The following is a 312-nucleotide window of genomic DNA, read 5'->3' on the forward strand; positions in this document are numbered from 1 at the left end:
AATCAGGAAGTGCCCGACCATGACCGCCGGATAGAGCACGACGGGCGCGGTCACCAGCACCCACCAGCGTCGCTGACGCCGGAGGACGAGCACGACGCACGCCAGCCAGAGCAGCATGGCGGCCCAATAAGCCGGGAAATACCGTCCCAACCCCAGCGTCAGCCAGTCAACCCGCGTCAGCAGGAGGGCCACCGCGGCAAAAATCGTAACGAGGAGGATCGTCAGACGATTGCCGGGCTTGATGAACGAGTTAGCGGTCATGGATGTCGTTTGAAACGGAACGAACGATTCGGCGCAACCGCCTGAAAACCG

Annotated in this window: 1 protein-coding gene; it reads right to left on the minus strand. The window is 62.2% G+C overall.

Features of this window, described 5'->3' with window-relative positions:
• Positions 1-261: hypothetical protein (locus tag RCF13_RS10115; RefSeq protein WP_308141121.1), on the minus strand; the 261-nt coding region annotated here is incomplete at its 3' end.
• Between the last annotated feature and the right edge of the window lie 51 nt (positions 262-312).

Origin of the sequence: Stenotrophomonas maltophilia group sp. RNC7, assembly GCF_030910085.1 — a bacterium.
GTDB lineage: Bacteria > Pseudomonadota > Gammaproteobacteria > Xanthomonadales > Xanthomonadaceae > Stenotrophomonas > Stenotrophomonas sepilia.